Source organism: Gemmatimonadaceae bacterium, from assembly GCA_036496605.1.
In the GTDB taxonomy this organism is placed as follows: Bacteria; Gemmatimonadota; Gemmatimonadetes; order Gemmatimonadales; family Gemmatimonadaceae; genus AG2.
The window spans coordinates 26,509-43,606 of the sequence record DASXKV010000022.1 but is presented as its reverse complement, the minus strand read 5'-3'; the positions used below and the strand labels follow the sequence as shown (position 1 = coordinate 43,606).

The 17,098-nt window shown below is 63.8% G+C and carries 16 protein-coding genes; 13 read left to right on the top strand and 3 right to left on the bottom strand.

From position 1 onward, the window contains the following. Positions 1–29: 29 nt before the first annotated feature. A complete protein-coding gene (locus VGH98_07870) occupies positions 30–494 on the bottom strand; it encodes a hypothetical protein (protein HEY2375879.1) in 465 nt (154 codons plus the stop codon). A 338-nt stretch (positions 495–832) separates the two neighbouring features. Here VGH98_07870 and VGH98_07865 point away from each other — a divergent pair, with 338 nt between their 5' ends. Then, positions 833–1,258 (top strand): hypothetical protein, encoded by a 426-nt coding sequence (locus tag VGH98_07865; GenBank protein HEY2375878.1) that lies wholly within the window; start codon positions 833–835, stop codon positions 1,256–1,258. Positions 1,259–1,260: 2 nt separating this feature from the next. Here the strand turns inward: VGH98_07865 and VGH98_07860 are convergent, their stop codons facing one another. Both VGH98_07860 and VGH98_07855 read right to left on the bottom strand, forming a co-directional pair. After that, a complete protein-coding gene (locus VGH98_07860) occupies positions 1,261–1,665 on the bottom strand; it encodes a plastocyanin/azurin family copper-binding protein (protein ID HEY2375877.1) in 405 nt (134 codons plus the stop codon). A gap of 79 nt (positions 1,666–1,744) precedes the next feature. Next, entirely contained in the window at positions 1,745–3,751 is a 2,007-nt protein-coding gene (locus VGH98_07855; protein HEY2375876.1) for an EAL domain-containing protein, read from the bottom strand. A gap of 68 nt (positions 3,752–3,819) precedes the next feature. On the opposite strand from VGH98_07855, the gene VGH98_07850 reads away from it, so the two are divergent. The 12 genes from VGH98_07850 (at position 3,820) to VGH98_07795 (ending at position 17,065) form a co-directional block, all read left to right on the top strand. Then, on the top strand, positions 3,820–4,947 hold the full coding sequence (locus tag VGH98_07850) for a hypothetical protein (GenBank protein ID HEY2375875.1): 1,128 nt from the start codon (positions 3,820–3,822) through the stop codon (positions 4,945–4,947). An 85-nt stretch (positions 4,948–5,032) separates the two neighbouring features. After that, the gene (locus VGH98_07845) at positions 5,033–6,298 is read left to right on the top strand and encodes an MFS transporter (protein HEY2375874.1); all 1,266 of its coding nucleotides are present in this window, start codon (positions 5,033–5,035) and stop codon (positions 6,296–6,298) included. A 69-nt stretch (positions 6,299–6,367) separates the two neighbouring features. After that, positions 6,368–6,979, top strand: a complete 612-nt coding sequence (locus VGH98_07840) for a sigma-70 family RNA polymerase sigma factor (protein ID HEY2375873.1) — start codon at positions 6,368–6,370, stop codon at positions 6,977–6,979. 5 nt (positions 6,980–6,984) lie between these two features. Further along, entirely contained in the window at positions 6,985–7,392 is a 408-nt protein-coding gene (locus VGH98_07835) for a hypothetical protein (protein HEY2375872.1), read from the top strand. Next, complete coding sequence (locus tag VGH98_07830; GenBank protein ID HEY2375871.1) at positions 7,389–7,844, top strand: hypothetical protein; 456 nt, start codon at positions 7,389–7,391, stop codon at positions 7,842–7,844. The genes VGH98_07835 and VGH98_07830 overlap by 4 nt, the downstream gene beginning before the upstream one ends. 16 nt (positions 7,845–7,860) lie before the next feature. Continuing rightward, complete coding sequence (locus VGH98_07825) at positions 7,861–9,126, top strand: efflux RND transporter periplasmic adaptor subunit (protein ID HEY2375870.1); 1,266 nt, start codon at positions 7,861–7,863, stop codon at positions 9,124–9,126. Then, positions 9,123–10,586 carry a TolC family protein gene (locus VGH98_07820; protein ID HEY2375869.1) on the top strand — a complete coding sequence of 488 codons (1,464 nt, stop codon included), beginning with the start codon at positions 9,123–9,125 and terminating at the stop codon, positions 10,584–10,586. Before VGH98_07825 ends, VGH98_07820 begins: the two co-directional genes overlap by 4 nt. Further along, on the top strand, positions 10,583–11,731 hold the full coding sequence (locus VGH98_07815; GenBank protein ID HEY2375868.1) for an efflux RND transporter periplasmic adaptor subunit: 1,149 nt from the start codon (positions 10,583–10,585) through the stop codon (positions 11,729–11,731). Before VGH98_07820 ends, VGH98_07815 begins: the two co-directional genes overlap by 4 nt. Then, positions 11,728–14,868, top strand: a complete 3,141-nt coding sequence (locus VGH98_07810; protein ID HEY2375867.1) for an efflux RND transporter permease subunit — start codon at positions 11,728–11,730, stop codon at positions 14,866–14,868. The genes VGH98_07815 and VGH98_07810 overlap by 4 nt, the downstream gene beginning before the upstream one ends. A gap of 98 nt (positions 14,869–14,966) precedes the next feature. Beyond that, a complete protein-coding gene (locus VGH98_07805; protein HEY2375866.1) occupies positions 14,967–15,803 on the top strand; it encodes a sulfite exporter TauE/SafE family protein in 837 nt (278 codons plus the stop codon). Continuing rightward, a complete protein-coding gene (locus VGH98_07800) occupies positions 15,803–16,204 on the top strand; it encodes a DUF1634 domain-containing protein (GenBank protein HEY2375865.1) in 402 nt (133 codons plus the stop codon). The genes VGH98_07805 and VGH98_07800 overlap by 1 nt, the downstream gene beginning before the upstream one ends. Before the next feature lie 93 nt (positions 16,205–16,297). Then, positions 16,298–17,065, top strand: a complete 768-nt coding sequence (locus tag VGH98_07795) for a DUF5715 family protein (protein HEY2375864.1) — start codon at positions 16,298–16,300, stop codon at positions 17,063–17,065. The last annotated feature ends 33 nt before the right edge of the window (positions 17,066–17,098 follow it).

Sequence of the window (17,098 nt, the reverse complement as noted above, 5' to 3'; positions counted from 1 at the left end):
GCGGCTGGTATCTGATTGTTAGGTGCGGCTCAGCTGTCGGCGTCGATCGCGCGATGCGAGCTTTGTTCGTGAATCGCCTCGCGCAGCCCCAGCGAGCACGCCGGCTTGGCCACCCGAAGCCCAGCAGCGAGCTCTCGCTCGAATTGTGCGCTCACGATCGGCGGCAACGCGGACCCACGAACGGCGACCCGCAGCGCGTCGCTGAGGAAGGTCAGCTCGAAAAGGAGCAACTCCCACGTGCCCCCTTGGTGGCCGCGGTAGCGCCCATGGTCGATCGCCGCGGCTATGACGCCGTTTCTCGCGCCGGACTCCTGGGGATCTCGTGAGTGGCCCCCGGTAACGATCGCCGCCGAGACCAACGCCGTCGCAAGACGTCGAAGGTCACCATACCGATCGTCGAGCGGCATTCCTGCCCAGGGGAGCGCGTGCGCGGCGGAGTCCCACCATTCGACCATGACTCGATCGACCAAAGCTTGCTCATCCAAGTCTTGCACCGGTCTACTCCTCGAGCCGCGATGTCAGTAGTGCGAACGCCAGCTGAGGCCGGCATCGGCCGAAAAATCGAGCGGGGAGGAGCGATAAGCCCCTCCCCAACTCGGTATGCCCCACACTCCCTCGCCGCGCCCCCACCTACTGCGCTACGTTGCATCGCGCGGCAAGCCATTGCAGTGCATTCACCGTGCCTGTGGGGCAACAATCTCGATATTCAAAGCCGCGTGGTCGAATGCGCGGCTGAAAGTCAGCAATCCACAACGACCGCACACTCTGTGTGCATATCTCAGTTCACGCTGTGAGTCAGGTCACTACACTGGCACGATTGTGTATCGCGAGCGTGACTGTCGCGCTCGTGCTCGCCTGCGAGACGCTCGTAAATGAGATTCGCGTCGAGCCCGGCAGCACGCCCCTCAAGCCGGTGTTCGTACTCTCTGACACCACGGGACACGGCCCCGCCGGGACCATCTACGGAATATCCGTCGTTGCCTGCGGCAGCGAGACCGTCTTATGGCAGATCGCGGCGACGGGGTCGAATACACCGCCGCCCAGAATCGAGTATGGTGTGGCGCCGACCGGCTACGCCGTGAACCTCGGCCCTACACCTCTGCACGCCGGCTGCTACGATGTCTTCGTCACCGATGGCCGGCGCGCGCGCTTCCGCGTTGACGCCATGGGTCACGTGACTGTGGACTCACGGCGCGATACATCGCGGCGAGATACGTCGCGGCGGAACACCTCGTCACGCGACACGACTCGCCGTTAGGCTCACTGCACGACGATCGTCCCCGCCATGGCCTGTCCGTGAATGGTGCAGTGGTACTTATACGTGCCAGCCACCGTGAACGTCCGAGCCCACGTTCCCTGCTGCTGCGTTGGAGCAGACGCACCGTCGTCGAAAAGAACGCTGTGGCTCACGCAGGTCTGGCCGCCGTAGCCGTCGCTCGAGCACGTGTTCCACGTCCACGTCACTTTCGTTCCGACGGCAACTGTCGTCGAAATCGGATCGAAATAATCATTCGTGACGCTGATGTCGCTGCTCGTTGACGGCGGATTGTTCTGAGGTGGCGGGTTACCACTGTTGTTGTTGCTGGTGCTGGGTGCAGTGCTTGACCCGCCACATCCTGCCACGGCGAGCAGCAGGAGCAGCGCGAGTTGAGCGGCGTGCCGCATGATACCTCCAAAGGGAAAACGATAGAGTTCGCCATTTCGAATCAGGCGGTGGCTCGGATCGTTCCCAGGGAAGGCTTTCTTAGTGAGCGGCTGAGCTCCGAAGCATGGCGTCGATCTCGCGCGGTGGAACGGGCCGGCAGAACATGAATCCCTGCGCGAAGGCGCAGCCCATTTCCCGCAGAAGTTTCGCCTGATGATCCGTCTCGACGCCTTCGGCTATTGGCTCGAGACCGAGATTTCGAATGAGCGTGATGATTGTCCCAACCAACTGCGCCTGGCGGACATCCGTTCCCATCTGGCTCACAAAGCTGCGGTCAACCTTGATACCATCGAGGGGTAGACGGCCGAGATAGGTGAGAGAGGAGTAGCCCGTTCCAAAGTCGTCCATGAAGACCTGTACACCGAGTCGTCGCAGATCGCCAAGGGTGCGCATGGCCAGCTCGATGTCCTCGAGCATGATGCTTTCCGTAATCTCGAACTTGATCCGGCGCGGCTCGAACGAGAGCGACTCGAACAGCTCCTCGACTTGCTGGGCGAGATCACACTGCGCGAACTGCTTGGGCGAGACGTTGATCCACACGGATTGTGGAGCCCCGTAACCAAATTCGCGCTCCCACCGCTTCAGCTGCTCGCACGCACGCGCGAGCACCCAGTATCCGATCTCCTTGATCATCCCCGTGCGCTCGGCAACGGGTATGAAGTCGAGTGGCGGTATCAATCCGCGCTCGGGGTGCTGCCAGCGAATGAGCGCCTCCACTGCGACGACTCCACCTGTGGTTAGCGAGAAGACCGGCTGGTAGTGCAGTATCAACTGGTCGCGCTCGATCGCGCGGCGGAGGTCCGTCTCGAGTCGCAGGCGGTCCATCGCCGCGGTGTGCATGGCAGGATCGAATACCTCGAATCGGCCACGCCCATGTTCCTTGGCGCGATACATCGCGAGATCTGCGCTTCGGAGCAGATGCTGCGACGCGTCATCCGCGCGACCGGAGAGCGCGATCCCGATGCTGGCCGATGTGAAGACCTCGGAGTCGCGGACCGCGATCGGTGTGCGAAGGGCGACTTGTAATCGCTCAGCGACACGGGCGGCGTCGCTCGGGTCGCGGACCTCCTCGAGGAGGAGCGCGAATTCGTCGCCGCCCAGGCGAGCAAGTGTATCCACGGAGCGCAGGCACGCGGCAAGCCGGCGCGAGACTTCGATGAGCAATTCGTCGCCGACGAGGTGGCCGAAGGAGTCGTTGATGATCTTGAAATGATCGAGATCGACGAATAGCACGGCGAAGGAATCGTCGGCGTTGCGTCGCGCACGCTCGCCCGCATGCCGCAACCGCTCGACGAAGCATGCCCTGTTGGGCAGGCCAGTGAGACCGTCGTGCAAGGCGTCGTGACGCAGCTGTCGCTCGATTCGCTCTGCCTCGACCGTGCGACGTTGCAGCTCGATCTCAGTGATGGCAGAAGCGGCCATCTCCGTGAAGTGCTCGATCTCGTCATCGCTCCACTGCCTCGTCGATTCGTCGATGGCAACGACGAGAGCCAATGGCTCGCCGGAGGTGCCCGCGACAGCGATGCCGAGAAAGGCGCCGATGCCTAACGATTTGGCCGAGTCGGAATCGGCGTTGAGTATGGCGCTCGCATCCGCGACCGCCACGGCTTGCTGGGACTCGAGTACCCGATTCGCGAGGCCGGAGCGGAACAGCGCACCCGGATCGCGCGCGAGCCATGAGTGCACCTCGCTCCCACCGCCAAAGCAGCGGCGATCCTGACCGAGAAGGACGACAGCTGCTGAGGGCGCGCGAAGACTCGTCGCGATGATACGAGCCACGCGCTCGAGTGCCGCGGCGAGCGCGCCGTCCAATCCGTGCGCGCGTTCCGCGCCGGCCCGGAGCCGTTCTGCACCAGCGGGCCGCGTCCCCGCTGACGTGTCATGTTGGTGGGCAGGCATCTGTGTGAGGACGGACACCCAGCGGATGCGTAACTGGATGTTTGCCTTGTCGTTGCCGGCAGCCAGAATGTCTCCCGGATTGCCGCGAATCGACTTCTCGAACGTGTCGACCATTCTCCGCGCGACGTGCCCTTCGTTGGGCTTCATCCGTCAGGGTACGAACGGAACACCCGAGGGCGGCGCCGATGGCCGTGCCCGGGACCCTCGAACGCCCGATGATTCCCTCTGACGAACACGTCGAATCCGCGGAAGCAGCCGGCCTTCGCTATGTGACGGATGCAGCACCAGGCATCCGTCGCAAGCGGCACGGGCGTGGCTTTGCGTACATCGGTGTCGACGGAGCGGTCATTCGCGACCGGACGGAACTGGAGCGCATCCGCAAGCTCGTCATCCCACCCCGTTGGAACGAGGTGTGGATCTGCCCCAATCCCGCTGGTCACTTGCAGGTGACAGCGCGCGATGCGCGCGGCCGCAAGCAGTATCGCTATCATCCGCGCTATCGCGCCGTCCGTGACGAGACGAAGTTCGGACGGATGGTCGCGTTCAGTGAGATCCTGCCAAGTATTCGCGAACGCGTCGAGCGCGACATCGCGCTTCCCGAGCTCTCGCGCGACAAGGTCTTGGCAACAGTGGTCTGGCTCCTCGAGCGAACGCTCATTCGCGTCGGCAACGACGAGTACGCGCGTGACAATGGCTCGTTCGGCCTAACGACACTCCGGCGGCGTCACGTGACCGTTTCCGGCGCGAAATTGCGCTTCGAGTTTCGCGGCAAGAGTGGCATTGCCCATTCGGTTGCGGTGACGGATCGCCGCATCGCGCGAATCGTTCAGCATTGTCAAGAGCTCCCCGGCCAGGAGCTCTTTCAGTATCTGGACGGCGACGGACGTCGCCAGTCCGTCGACGCCGGCGACATCAACGACTATCTGCGGCGCATCACGGGGCGTCAAGTGACGGCGAAGGATTTTCGAACGTGGGCCGGCACAACGCTCGCCGCGACCGCGCTCCGCGACTTCGGCGCGTTCACCGCCGAGAAGAAGGGAAAGGCCAACGTCGTCGCCGCAATCGATCAGATCTCCAGGCGGTTGGGAAACACGCGCGCGGTGTGTCGCAAGTATTACGTCCATCCGGCGATCATCGAAGCGTACATGCAGGGGATAACAATCCCGCCGACTCCAGATGACGGTGCACGTCAACTCCGGACGACAAACGGCCCCGCCGCACTGCGGCGCGACGAAGTCGCGGTGATCGAGATGCTGCGCGTACGCGGCAAGACCGAGCCGCTCAAGCTCGCGAGCGATCGCCCGAGTAACGACACCGCGCAGACAGGCGGACGGGCTGCGTAACGAAAGCGCGACGCACGTTCCTGGTGCGATTTTTCCCTCAGTCCTGGCCCTAGCTCTAGCCCCCCGGCTATCCCTTTCTTTCGCCATGCCCGACGAGCAAGGCCCGAGGCTGCTGCGCGCACTTCGACACCGGAACTACCGCCTGTTCTTCGGCGGACAGAGCGTGTCGCTCGTGGGCACCTGGATCACGCGCATCGCGACGAGCTGGCTCGTCTATCGCCTCACCGGATCGGCGCTGCTGCTCGGTGTCGTCGGATTCTGCGGTCAGATCCCAACGCTCGTACTCTCACCCTTCGCTGGCGTTCTGGTCGACCGTCACGACCGGCATCGAATCCTCGTCATCACTCAGTTCTTTTCGATGTTGCAGTCGCTGGCGCTCGCTTTGTTGGCGCTGCCCGGCATCATCACCGTTCGCGAAATCCTCGTCCTTCAGGTCGTGCAAGGTGTGATCAATGCCTTCGACACGCCCGCACGGCAGTCCTTCATCGTCGACATGATCGAGGACCGCGCTGACCTGCCGAACGCGATTGCGCTCAATTCGACGATGGTGAACGGCAGCCGGATCATCGGGCCGTCAATTGGCGGCGTCATCATCGCCGCGGTAGGAGAGGGCTGGTGCTTCATGATCGACGCGATCTCCTACGTCGCCGTGATCGCATCCCTGTTAGCGATGCGGGTCGAAAAGCGACCGCGTCGGCAAGCGCAGACTAAGGTCCTCGAAGAGCTCCGCGAGGGTCTCTTATACGTATCGCGCTCTGTACCGATGCGATCTTCTCTGCTCCTCCTCGCGCTCGTTGCGACGATGGGGATGCCCTACACCGTGCTGATGCCGGCGATAGCGACGGACCGGTTGCATGGGGGCGCGCACACGCTCGGCTTCCTCATGACGGCGTCTGGTCTGGGGGCACTTGCAGGAGCGCTCTACCTCGCCTCGCGCAACTCGGTCCTCGGTCTCGGACGGGCAATGGTTCTCGCGACGATGGCCTTCGGTGTTGGACTGGCCGCCTTCTCGCAGTCGCGGCTTCTCTGGCTCTCGCTGCTCCTGTTGCCCGTAGTCGGTGGCGGCATGATGGTCGAGACGGCGTCCACGAACACCATCCTTCAGACCATTGTCGAAGAGCGGATGCGTGGCCGAGTAATGTCCTTCTATACAATGGCTTTCCTCGGCACCGCCCCGCTCGGCAGCCTTCTCGCCGGGATCCTCGCCGATCGCATCGGCGCGCCCATGACCATTCTGCTGGGCGGTGTGGCGTGCGTGATTGCGGGGGTTTGGTTCGGTTCCCGCCTTCCGTCCCTCCGGGCACTCCTTCGACCTATCTACATCCAGAAGGGTATTATCGCCGAGAGTTGAGACGCTCAAACGGTCCGGCCCTGTCGCCCGTACATCCTTTGGAGCGAGCACACCGGCTCCAAATTCGAGGTGAGGGATACGTACACGGCGACTGCGCACGATATTTCGCGCGCCTCGTTGGTGCTACATGCCAACGATGCGGCTCAGGAAGAGCGCGAGCTTCTTACTCGCGTCCGGAACGGGGAGCGTGATGCGTTCGGGCGTGTCGTCGAGCTGTATTTGCCTCGGGCGATGTCGCTCGCGATGCGCGTGTTACGGCATCGCGAGGACGCCGAGGATCTCGTTCAGGATGCCTTTCTAGCGGCGCTTCAGCACATCGATCGCTTCGATCTGTCGCGACCATTCTGGCCGTGGTTGTCGCGGATCATAGTCAATCGAGGGCTGGACGTCGCAGCGTCCCGGTCGGCGCGTGCCGCCGAGGAGTTGCCGGACGATCTGAGCGACATGAGACCGTCGCTCGCGGATGCGGCGGAACGCGCCGAGATCCGGGACGAGTTTCGGCGGACGCTCGCGGACTTGCCTGAGCGACGGCGGTTGGTGGTTCAGCTCTTCGAGGTGGACGGCTTCTCGGTCGCCGAGATCGCGAAGCTTCTGGATTCTTCGCCAGCGACGATTCGCTGGCATCTGCACATGGCGCGTCGACAGCTACGGAATGCGCTGACGCCGCTCCGTCGAGGTTGATTTGAATGAGACCTAACGATTCACGGTCGGATCGCGAGTTGGCGAGAGAGCTGCGCCGTCTCGACCCTCCGGCTCCCACGACGACTCAGATGGCGGCGTTGGCGCAGCGCATCGTGCGGCGCGCGGCGCCGCTGCTCGACGCGCGGCGTCGGGGTGCGTCGCCGTGGTGGGAGTACGCAGCTGCATGGGCCGGAACGCTCTTGCCACTCGGCGTCGCTGCGGCGTTCGTCGCGACCGTCTGCCTGGCGTGGAGCTCTGCGGTTCGGACACCATCACGTGCGCACGCGAGCGAGCGAACGGCGTTGCTGCGCGCCGTCACCAACAAAGCTCCGTCGCGCGAGCTGATTGACTTCGTGCTCGACGCGCCCGCAGCCGAAAGCGCCGGCGCCGGACACGTGGAGACGCAGCGATGATGCGGAGGTTCTATAACGCGTACCTGCCGGCGCGGGCGATGGCCATCATCGTCATCGGGGCAATCATCGTCGCGAGCGTCGTCGCCGGCATTGCGGTCGATCGCGTGTTATTGCGACCTCTCGTGGCGCCGGCGATGTTCCCGGATACCGGATTTCATCCCCTTTCCTCCGCCTTGCGATCGCCGACGCCAGAAGAGCGGCGTCGGATTCGAGGTGAATTGGCGCGGGAGCTCAGCCTCACGCCGGCACAGGATAGCGCCATCGATGCGATCATGATGCATCGCGCCGGCGAGTTCGGCGCACTTCGCGAGGAGATCCGACCGCGCGTCGAGCGGCTCGTCTCCGACGTTCGCAGCGATATGGAGCAGGTGCTAACGCCCGACCAACGCGAGCGCTTTCGCCGTCTGCAGCTGCGCGGCGACGATGCGCGCCGGATGAGCAGCACTCCCTAACGATTTTCTTTCTTTCATGACCGTTTTTCTTCGCGCGCGGATGTCAACGCGTCCCGTGCTTTCGATCGTCTGCCTTGCGGTCAGCGCCGCCTGCCATCGCGCGCCCGACCGGCCGGTGCCGCTGCCAAGCGCGGTCGCCGCGCGTCGCGACATCGTCGTTCGCGTTCAGGCCACTGGCACACTGGAGCCAATCGATCTTGTTGCCATTCGCTCGAAGGCCTCCGGGCTCGTGCAAAAGATGCCCGTGGACATCGGCAGCGACGTCAAAGCGGGCGACCTCATCGTGCAAATCGACCCGCGGGACGTGAAGAACGAATTCGACGAAGCGGTGGCGGACGACGTCGCATCCGTTGCGGCGATGCATAACGCAGGGCTGCAGAAGAACCGCGCTGAAGAGATGCTGGCCCAGCACGTCATCACGCCAGCGGAGCACGATAGCGTCGCCGCGAGCTATGTGCACGCGGTTTCGCTCGTCGCCGAGGACCGTGCGGATCTGGATCTCGCACGCCAGAAGCTCGAAGACGCGACGGTTCGCGCGCCCGTTGACGGAACGATTCTCTCGAAGAGCGTCTCGCTCGGCCAACTCGTGGCCTCGGCGACCGGGTCCTTCGGCCGGGATACGTCGATCGTCACGATGGCCAACCTGCTCCGCGTCCGCATGCGGGTGAACGTGGACGAGGCCGATTTGGCGAACGTGAAGCCGGGCGAGCCGGCGACAATCCGCGTCGACGCCGTTCCTTCCCGAACGTTCGATGGAGTCGTCGAGAAGGTCGAGCCATCGGCCGTCGTCAATCAGGGTGTGACGTTCTTCCCCGTTCTCGTAACGATCGATAATCATGAGCGTTTGCTCATGCCGGGCATGAACGGTGAAGTCACGATCGTCGCCGCGCGAGAGTCGGGCGTGCTCGCGATTCCCGTCGATGCCGTTCGCGCGAGCAACGAGCTCGTCGCGATCGCGCGTGTCTTCCAGCAGTCAGCCGACTCGCTGCGGGAAGCGATCAGCCCTGCCCTTCTTCCGACAGCAACATCCACGACCGGGACCGGGTCGCGATTCGCCGTCGTCGCACTCGCCGGCGGCTGCTACGAGCTGCGGGCGATACAGCCGGGCGCTACTGACCTCGAATGGGTCGAGGTGCGTGGCGGTGTTCGTGAGGGCGAGAAGGTGGTATTGCTCGGCGATGCCGCGCGGACACGTTCGACGACGCCGCCGTCGCTGCGTCTTGCACAAGGCGTCGCGCGCTCGTCGACGCGCGCGTCAACGCAGTCGAGGACGGTGCAGTGAGGCGCCTGGGGATTGGCGCCGCGCTCCTCGTCACGGCCGCCTGCACGCCACACCGGCCGCCGTCGATCGACGGCGTTCCCGGCGCGCCAACGCAGCCTAACGAGTACTGGAACCCGTCGCCCGATGTCAAGGCGCGGGTTCAGCGCCCGAATCCGACGACCGCTCCTGTCGCGATACCGGCGGCGACTGGCCATCTCAGCATGGGCGATGTCGTCGACCTCGCGCTCCGCAATAACCCGACGACGCGTCTGTCGTGGGCACAGGCGCGCGCGGCCGCCGACGCGTTCGGCGCGAGCCGAGGCCAGTTCTTCCCGAGCCTCTCGATCGACGTCGGCGGATCACAGGCGCAGCCGCTCGCTCCGAGCGGAGTGCTGTCGCAACGCGTTCAGTACGGACCGACGCTGAGCCTCAACTACCTGGTGCTCGACTTCGGTGGGCGCGCCGGCAACGTCGACGTCGCTCGGCAGACGGCAGTAGCCGCCGACCTCGCGCACAACGTCGCGGTGCAGAACACCATCCTCACCGCCGAGCAGGCGCTCTTCGATTATCAAGCCGCGCGCGCACAGCGGGACGCGGAACGCACGGCAGTCGAAGAGGCAACGGCAAATCTCAACGCGGCCGAGGAGCGGCATCGCGTTGGCTTGGCGACCATCGCCGACGTGCTGCAGGCGCGCACCTTCCGCTCGCAGGCGCAGCTCACCCTCGAATCGCTCGAGGGCGCAGTGCATGTCGCGCAAGGCACGCTGGCGGTGGCGATGGGGATTCCCGCGAACGCCGCCTTCGAGCCGCCGGTTCTAACGGATTCTCTGTGCCCCGACTCGCTGCAATTCATCACACAGTCCATCGACACGATGATCGTAGTGGCGACCCGCCAGCGGCCGGATCTCGAAGCGGCGCGCGCGGAGGCGGCGGCCGCCGTCGCGCAGGTCCACGTCGCCAGATCCGGGCTCTACCCCACCGTGTCCCTCAACGCAAACAGCGGCTACACATCGTCGAGTCTTCCGGGCTTTCGTGGTCGGACATACAGCATTGGCTTGACCTTCGATCTTCCGGCATTCACCGGTCTGGCGAGACAGTATTCGCTGCGTTCGGCGGCCGATCAGCTCGACGCGGCCAATGCGCGGACGGAACAAACGCGTCAGCAGATCGCGCTGCAGGTGTTCACGGCCTATTACAATTTGCAAACGGCCACGGAGCGCGTACGTACGGCAGCGGATCTGCTCGCAAGCGCGACGGAATCGGAGAGTGTCGCACGCGGACGCTACCGTGAGGGTGTTGGCAGCATTGTCGATTTGCTCATCGCGCAGTCGGCGCTTGCGGATGCGCGCGCGCAGGATGCACAGGCGAGGTGGCAGTGGCGCGGTTCGGTGGCGCAGCTCGCTCACGACGTGGGCATTCTTGGACTTCACGGAGAGACTCTGGCGCCGTTAGGCGCCGACGCATCACGAACGCATCGGTGAGACTGAACTATATGGTTGTTGGACATTCACGGCTGGTCGCCGGCGCCGCAGTTGCGGCGGTCGTGGCGTGTGGCGGCAAGGCGCCCGAGCGCTCGCCGACCATTCCCGTTTCCGTGGCGCCGGCGGTACGCATCGACGCGCCGGCGCTCGTGGCGGCGAATGGCGTCGTCGAGCCCGTACAGACCGTGGCGGTCGAGGCCCAAGTGGGAGGCACGCTGACGGAAGTAAGCTTCCAGGAAGGGGAGGAAGTCACGGAAGGCCAAGTTCTGTTCCGCATCGATCCACGGCCATTCGCAGCCGCGCTGCGTCAGGCAGAGGGCATGCTGGCTCGCGACAAGGCGCAGGCCTCGAGCGCTCAGAGCGACGCGGTGCGATACAAGGCACTCGTCGCGAAGGATTACGTCACGCAATCGCAGGCAGAGCAAGCGCAGGCTCAAGCAACGTCCACGCTGGCAACGGTGCAGTCGGATAGCGCGGCGGTCGAGAATGCGCGGCTGAATCTGGACTACACGACAATCCGCGCACCCATCGGCGGGCGCACGGGAAGCTTGTTGGTCAAGCGCGGCAATCTCGTGAAGCCGAGTGGCGGCCCACTGGTCGTGATCAACCAGCTGCAGCCAATCTTCGTTCGATTTCCGGTGACGGCGCGTGATTTTCTTGCGCTCAGGCGGCGCGCGGCGACCGGTGCGGTGCCAGTGCGCGTTACCGCGTCTGATAGTACCGTGTTACCGGAGCTGGGCTCGCTCTCGTTCCTCGACAATGCTGTCGACAGCCTGACAGGCACTGTGACGGCGAAGGCTCGGTTTTTGAATTCGTCGCGCGCGTTGTGGCCGGGAGAGTATGTGCGTGTGTCGGTGCAGCTCGATGTTCGCAGTGGAGCGATCGCCGTTCCGACGACCGCTGTATTGACTGGACAAGAGGGCACATACGTCTACGTCGTCGACAGCGAGAAGAACGCTCACGTGCGCACAGTCTCGTTGGGACAGGCGGTCGGTGATTTTACGGTCATCGAGCACGGCGTCGAGCCGGGAGAGCACGTCGTCGTCGACGGGCAGTCGCGTCTCGTGCCTGGCGCAAAGGTCGACGCGAAGGAGCAAGCGACGCCGGTCGCGGCGCGTCCGGTGGGATCGGGAATCGACGAATGAATCTCTCTGCGCTGTTCATCCGGCGGCCGGTCACGACCGTGTTGTTCATGGTCGGACTCATCGTTTTCGGCATCACGGCGTACCGCCGGCTGCCGGTGAGCGACTTGCCGACCGTCGATTTTCCAACGATTCAGGTCTCGGCGTCGCTGCCGGGCGCGAGCCCCGAAACGATGGCGGCCGCAGTGGCGACACCACTCGAGAAGCAGTTCTCGACGATCGCGGGCATCGACAACATGACGTCGATTTCGAACCTTGGTTCGACGTCGATCACGATTCAGTTTGCGCTCGATCGCAACATCGACGCCGCCGCGCAGGACGTGCAGGCGATGATTGCGAAGACGTTACGTGATTTGCCGCCGGGCATCATTCCGCCGTCGTATCAAAAGGTCAATCCCGCCGATCAATCGATCCTCCTCTTTGCGCTGACGTCGAAGCTGATGCCGTTGTCGCAGCTCGACGAATACGGCGAGACGGTGCTCGCACAGCGCATGTCGATGGTGCCTGGAGTTGCGCAAGTCGTCGTGTATGGCTCGCAGAAATACGCGGTGCGAGTGCAGCTCGATCCGACGGCCCTCGCCTATCGAAAGATCGGTATCGACGAAGTCGCGAACGCGATCAACAATCAGAACGTGAATTTGCCGACCGGCGTCCTCTGGGGACCGAACAAGGCATTCACGGTTCAGGCGAATGGCCAGCTGCAGAACGCGGCGTCGTTCTCGCGCATGGTGGTGACGTATCGCAACGGTGCGCCCGTTAGGCTCGGCGACATCGGCCACGTACTGGACGACGTACAGAGCAACAAAGTGGCGAGCTGGTACAACGGCGAGCGTTCGATCGTCCTCGCGATTCAGCGGCAGCCGGGTTCGAACACCGTGGCCGTGGCGACCGGAGTGAAGGATCTGGTTGCAAAACTGCGATCGCAGATTCCTGGCAGCGTACATCTGACGACGCTGATCGACCGTACGGTTCCGATCGAGGAGTCGGTGCGCGATGTCAAGATGACGCTGCTCCTGACGCTCTGTCTTGTCGTCGCGGTCATTTTCTTGTTCCTGCGTAACGTTTCCGCGACGATCATTCCGAGTCTGGCGCTGCCGATTTCCGTCATCGGGACATTCGCGGTGATGTATCTGCTGGACTATAGCCTCGACAATTTGTCGCTCATGGCGTTGACGCTCGCGGTCGGATTCGTGGTGGACGACGCGATCGTCATGCTCGAGAATATCGTTAGGCATATGGAGATGGGGAAACCGCCGCTGAAGGCCGCGTTCGATGGGTCGGCGGAGGTCGGTTTTACCATTCTCTCGATGACGATCTCGCTGGTCGCTGTCTTCATCCCGATCCTCTTCCTCGGCGGGATCATCGGCCGGTTGTTCCACGAATTCGCCGTCGTGATCGCAGTGGCGATCCTGATGTCCGGCGTCGTATCGCTGACGTTGACGCCGATGCTGTCGAGCCGCGTACTACGCGCGCACGGCCAGGAGGAGCATGGCCGTCTGTACAATGTCACCGAGCGCGGCTGGGAGTCGCTACTCGGCTGGTACTCCAAGTCGCTGCACTGGGTGATGGAGCATCGCCGCTCGACGTTGGTGTTCTCGGGAGGAATTCTCGTCGGTACGGTCATTCTGTTCGTGCTCGTGCCGAAGGGATTCATCCCGAGCCAGGACAACGGGAGTCTCTCGGTCACGACGGAAGCAGCGATGGGGACATCGTTCCTGGACATGATCGCGCACCAGCGAGAGGTCGCGTCGATCATTCAGCAGGATCCGAACATCGACGGCTTCATGTCGGCGGTGGGCGGCGGCGGCGGCTCCAATCAGTCGCTCAATCAGGGTCGCTTTCTGATTGGTCTCAAACCGCGCGATGAGCGGAAGACTGCCGATGAGATCATCGCCGAGCTGCGGCCGAAGCTCGCGCGCGTACCGGGCATGGTCGTGTTCATGCAGAATCCGCCGGCGATCCAGATCGGCGGCCGTGTCGCGAAGAGTCTCTACCAGTTCACGATGCAGAGCTCGGACATCGCCTCGCTGTATCCGGCGGCACAGAAGCTCGTGGACGAGGCGAAGAAGTCTACGTTCCTGCAGGATGTCACAAGCGACTTGCAGCTCGGGAACCCGCAGGCGAGCATCGAGATCGACCGGGAGCGTGCTGCGTCGTTAGGCGTGAGCGCGTCGCAGATCGAGACGGCGCTGTACGACGCGTACGGATCGCGGCAGGTGTCGACGATCTATACGCCGAACAACGAATACTGGGTCGTGATGGAGCTCCTGCCGGCGTATCAGCAGGATCTCTCGGCGCTGTCGTTGTTGCACATCCAGGCGAACAACGGTACGCTCATTCCGCTCAGTGCCGTCGCGACGGTAACGCAAAGCACCGGGCCGGTCGCGATCAATCACGCTGGCCAGCTGCCGTCGGTGACGCTCTCGTTCAACCTGCGGCCCGGTGTCGCACTCGGCGACGCCGTAACCGAGGTGCAGCATATTGCGCGCAACGTATTGCCGTCGTCGATCGCGACGAACTTCTCGGGCACGGCGCAGGCGTTCCAGGCCGCGCAGGCTGGACTGCTCGCGCTGCTCGTGATTGCCATCTTTGTCATCTACGTCGTGCTCGGCGTGCTGTACGAGAGCTTCATTCATCCGATCACCATTCTGTCGGGTTTACCGTTTGCCGCGTTCGGCGCGCTGTTGACGTTGCTGATCTTCCACGTCGATCTCAGCGTGTATGCGTTCGTTGGTATCGTGTTGCTCGTCGGTCTGGTGAAGAAGAACGCGATCATGATGATCGACTTCGCGCTCGAGGCCGAGCGCAAGGAAGGACGTGAGCCCGCGGACGCCATCGTGCACGCGTCATTGGTGCGCTTCCGGCCGATCATGATGACGACGGTCGCGGCCTTGATGGGCACACTGCCCATTGCACTGTCGATGGGAGCGGGCGCCGAGTCGCGTCGACCGTTAGGCATCGCCGTGGTGGGCGGCTTGGCGTTCTCGCAGTTGATTACGCTGTTCGTGACGCCGGTGGTGTATACGTATCTCGCCGGCGTGAGTGATCGGATCGATCGTTGGCTGGCGCGGACGGCGGAGGACGAGCCGGAAGAGATCGAGAGCGAGAGGCCGCAGCTCGTGGGTGTGGGAGACGATTAGCCGCATCGACAGCGACGCTGTGGCGAAGTCGTTAGTGGCGCATTGGAAGGCGCCCGCAGTACCGAGACATTGCCTGCCGTTTCGATAGTATTCAGTCAATGTCTATCCTCCTTTTCACGCTGCTTGTCGCAGTGGGGTCTTTCTCTGCGGGCCTTCTCGGCGCGTTGACGGGGCTCGGCGGCGGCATCGTCATCGTTCCGATGTTGACGCTTCTCTTCGGCGTCGATCTGCGGTACGCGATCGGTGCATCGCTCGTCTCCGTGATCGCGACGTCGTCAGGTGCCGCCGCCGCGTACGTCAAGGAAGGATTCACCAACGTGCGCGTCGGCATGCTCCTCGAGATCGCAACGACCGTCGGCGCGTTAGGCGGCGCATACCTCGCCGGACGGGTCGGCACGGCGGCGATCATGGTGATCTTCGGCCTCGTGCTACTCTACTCGGCCTATCGCTCGACGAAGCCGCTCGCCGAACATGTCTCGACCGAGAACGCGGATCCGTTGGCGGTAACGCTGCGTCTGAACTCCACATATCCGACGCCTAACGGCTTTCAGCCGTATGCCGTACAGGCCGTGCCGGCGGGGTTCGGGCTGATGTTCCTCGCTGGCATTCTCTCCGGCCTGTTAGGCATCGGCTCTGGCGCGCTCAAGGTGCTCGCGATGGATCAGATGATGCACCTGCCATTCAAGGTCTCGACGACGACGAGCAACTTCATGATCGGCGTGACTGCGGCGGCGAGCGCCGGGATCTACCTCGCTCGTGGTCAAGTCGACCCGCCGCTCGCGCTGCCGGTGATGCTCGGCGTCCTCGCCGGCGCGCTCACGGGCGCACGCGTGCTCGCGGGCGCGAACACAAAAGTCCTCCGCCGGATCTTCGCGGCTGTCGTGGTGGTACTTGCTGTCGAGATGCTCTACAAGGGCATTCGGGGAGGCGTGTGATGACCGCCAACAGCGAGCACCGTGAGCGTTGGACGGACGACGAGGTCGATCAGCTGCTCGGCAACCTGCTGCGGATCGGCGTGATCGTCGCGACGGTCGTCGCCGCGATCGGCGGCGTGCTGTATCTCGCGCAGCACGGCCTCGAGCCGACCGATCATCGCGTGTTTCACGGCGAGCCGGCGGAGCTGAGACACGTTGGGAGCATCGTTCGCGGCGCACTCAGTCTGCACACCGCCGCGATCGTTCAACTTGGTCTCGTGCTCCTGATCGCCACGCCCGTCGCGCGGGTCGCCATGTCACTCGTTGCCTTCATTCTGCAACGCGATCGCGTCTACATCGTCGTGACATCGATCGTCCTCGCGATACTGATCTACAGTTTGACGGGCGGCGTCGCGGGCTGAAGGTCGGAGGACAACGCTCCGCAATCGGGCAATTAGTTCCCCCGGGCGAAAAGTCCGTTTCCAATTACGGCACTGAATCGTATTGATGTTGTCATGACTCGTTTCCGTCTCCAGGCGGCTTTTGTCGCATTCGTTATAGTCGCCGGTCAGCCTGGCCGCGCGGCCGCGCAATCGCTGCGCGGCTCGCTGGAAAGCGTCGAGCGCATGTACGATCACGCCGTCAGCGACGGGTTGCCGTTCTATGAGAACAGCAACGACGTCCGCTGGGCGGCGGCGCGCGGCGAGCTTGTTCAGCTCCGCACCGACCGCGGATACGAGCTGCACCGTGTTGCCTTTCCGTTCGTCCGGCCGGCGACGTCGACCTTCATCGAGCGGCTGGCGGCGGACTACGATCACGCCTGCCGCGAGGAGCTCGTCGTTACGAGTGGGGTGCGCCCCGAAAGCCGGCAGCCGTCGAACAGCTCGCTGCGCTCGGTCCATCCGACCGGCATGGCGGTGGACCTGCGCAAACCGACCGGCCCGTGCCTAACGTGGCTGCGGCGCGAGCTGCTGACGCTCGAAGGGGACGGTGTGGTCGAAGCAACCGAAGAGCATCACCCGGCACACTTCCACGTCGCGGTGTTCGGACCCGAGTATCTGCGCTTCGCTGGCGCAATGCCGGAGGAGCGGCCGACGGCGATGATCGTCGCTGTGGCGCGCACGCGGTCGTCGGTAGCGACACGGTACACCGTGCGCGCTGGGGATTCGCTCTCGAGCATCGCGCAGCAGCATTCGACGAGCGTCCTGGAGCTCATCGCCGCGAATCGACTCGCACACACGAAGATTCGTCCGGGGCAGACGCTAGTAATTCCCGGGCACTAGCGGTCGTTGGTGTTGGGTGATTGGTGATTGGAT